The organism is Pseudofrankia coriaricola (assembly GCF_032027725.1).
Lineage (GTDB): Bacteria > Actinomycetota > Actinomycetes > Frankiales > Frankiaceae > Pseudofrankia.
Genome location: NZ_JASNFO010000108.1, coordinates 1 through 2,500, shown reverse-complemented (window position 1 = coordinate 2,500; position 2,500 = coordinate 1). Strand labels below are relative to the sequence as shown.

Here is a 2,500-nt window from a genome sequence, read left to right as displayed (position 1 = left end):
GGGGATGAGCTGTGGGTAGGGGTGAAAGGCCAATCAAACCCGGTGATAGCTGGTTCTCCCCGAAATGCATTTAGGTGCAGCGTCGTGTGTTTCTTGCCGGAGGTAGAGCACTGGATGGGCTAGGGGGCCTACAAGCTTACTGAACTCAGCCAAACTCCGAATGCCGGTAAGTGAAGCGCGGCAGTGAGACTGCGGGCGATAAGGTTCGTAGTCGAGAGGGAAACAGCCCAGATCGCCAGCTAAGGCCCCTAAGCGTACGCTAAGTGGAAAAGGATGTGGAGTCGCACAGACAACCAGGAGGTTGGCTTAGAAGCAGCCATCCTTGAAAGAGTGCGTAATAGCTCACTGGTCAAGTGATTCCGCGCCGATAATGTAGCGGGGCTCAAGCGTACCGCCGAAGCTGCGGCACTCACATGTTTGCCTAACTGTCTCCTTTGGGGGTGGTTCAGGTGTGTGGGTGGGTAGGGGAGCGTCGTGTGGCGTGTGAAGCGGCGGGGTGACCCAGCCGTGGATGCCACGCGAGTGAGAATGCAGGCATGAGTAGCGAATGACGGGTGAGAATCCCGTCCGCCGGATGACCAAGGGTTCCTGGGGCAGGTTCGTCCGCCCAGGGTGAGTCGGGGCCTAAGGCGAGGCCGACAGGCGTAGTCGATGGATAACGGGTTGATATTCCCGTACCGGCGCTGGTGCGCCAGTACCGAACCCTGCTGTACTAACCTTCTGTCGTGGTGGCCTTCGGGTTGCCTCGGTGGTGGGGATCTTGGTGGGTAGTAGGTAAGCGATGGGGTGACGCAGGAGGGTAGTCCATCCCGGGCGGTGGTTGTCCCGGGGTAAGCGTGTAGGACGTCAGGTAGGCAAATCCGCCTGGCATGTGTCTGAGACGTGATGCCGAGCCGATTGTGGCGAAGTGGATGATCCCATGCTGTCGAGAAAAGCCTCTAGCGAGTGCCAGGGCCGCCCGTACCCGAAACCGACACAGGTGGTCAGGTAGAGAATACCGAGGCGATCGAGTGAACTGTGGTTAAGGAACTCGGCAAAATGCCCCCGTAACTTCGGGAGAAGGGGGGCCACTACCGGTGATGACACATGCTGTCTGAGCTGGTGGGGGCCGCAGAGACCAGGGGAAAGCGACTGTTTACTAAAAACACAGCTCCGTGCGAAGCCGTAAGGCGATGTATACGGAGTGACGCCTGCCCGGTGCTGGAACGTTAAGGGGACGGGTTAGCTCTTCGGGGCGAGGCTCAGAACTTAAGCGCCAGTAAACGGCGGTGGTAACTATAACCATCCTAAGGTAGCGAAATTCCTTGTCGGGTAAGTTCCGACCTGCACGAATGGCGTAACGACTTTCCTGCTGTCTCGACCACAGACTCGGCGAAATTGCACTACGAGTAAAGATGCTCGTTACGCGCGGCAGGACGGAAAGACCCCGGGACCTTTACTGCAGCTTGATATTGGTGTTCGGTCCGGCTTGTGTAGGATAGGTGGGAGACTGTGAACCTGAGACGCCAGTTTCAGGGGAGTCACTGTTGAAATACCACTCTGGTCGTGCTGGATGTCTAACCTGGGTCCGTGATCCGGATCAGGGACAGTGTCAGGTGGGTAGTTTAACTGGGGCGGTTGCCTCCTAAAGAGTAACGGAGGCGCCCAAAGGTTCCCTCAGCCTGGTTGGCAATCAGGTGTCGAGTGCAAGTGCACAAGGGAGCTTGACTGTGAGACCGACGGGTCGAGCAGGTGCGAAAGCAGGGACTAGTGATCCGGCGGTGGCTTGTGGAAGCGCCGTCGCTCAACGGATAAAAGGTACCCCGGGGATAACAGGCTGATCTTGCCCAAGAGTCCATATCGACGGCAAGGTTTGGCACCTCGATGTCGGCTCGTCGCATCCTGGGGCTGGAGTAGGTCCCAAGGGTTGGGCTGTTCGCCCATTAAAGCGGTACGCGAGCTGGGTTTAGAACGTCGTGAGACAGTTCGGTCCCTATCCGCCGCGCGCGTAGGAGTCTTGAGAAGGGCTGTCCCTAGTACGAGAGGACCGGGACGGACGAACCTCTGGTGTGCCAGTTGTCCCGCCAGGGGCATGGCTGGTTGGCTACGTTCGGAAGGGATAACCGCTGAAAGCATCTAAGCGGGAAGCTCGCTTCGAGATGAGGTCTCCCACAGGGTTAACCTGGTAAGGCCCCCGAGAGATGATCGGGTTGATAGGCCAGATGTGGAAGCACAGCAATGTGTGGAGCTGACTGGTACTAATAGGCCGAGGGCTTGTCCTACAAAGATGCTACGCGTCCACTGTGCGGTTCCCGAGGAACGGCAGACCACCCCCCACTCGCCGTGGGGGGAGTGGTGTCGATAACTCGATAGTGTTTCGGTGGTTTTGGCGGAGAGGGTACGCCCGGTCCCATTCCGAACCCGGAAGCTAAGTTCTCCAGCGCCGATGGTACTGCTCGGGAGGCCGGGTGGGAGAGTAGGTCACCGCCGAACAATCATTGACGGAAGGCCCGTCGTCCCC

At 58.5% G+C, this 2,500-nt stretch carries 2 rRNA genes (1 of these 2 cut by a window edge); both read left to right on the top strand.

The annotated features are described in order from the left end of the window. A 23S ribosomal RNA gene (locus QOZ89_RS40630) occupies positions 1-2,261 on the top strand; it begins 848 nt to the left of the window's first position. Between the two features lie 94 nt (positions 2,262-2,355). After that, a 5S ribosomal RNA gene (gene rrf, locus QOZ89_RS40625) occupies positions 2,356-2,472 on the top strand. Positions 2,473-2,500 lie beyond the last annotated feature (28 nt).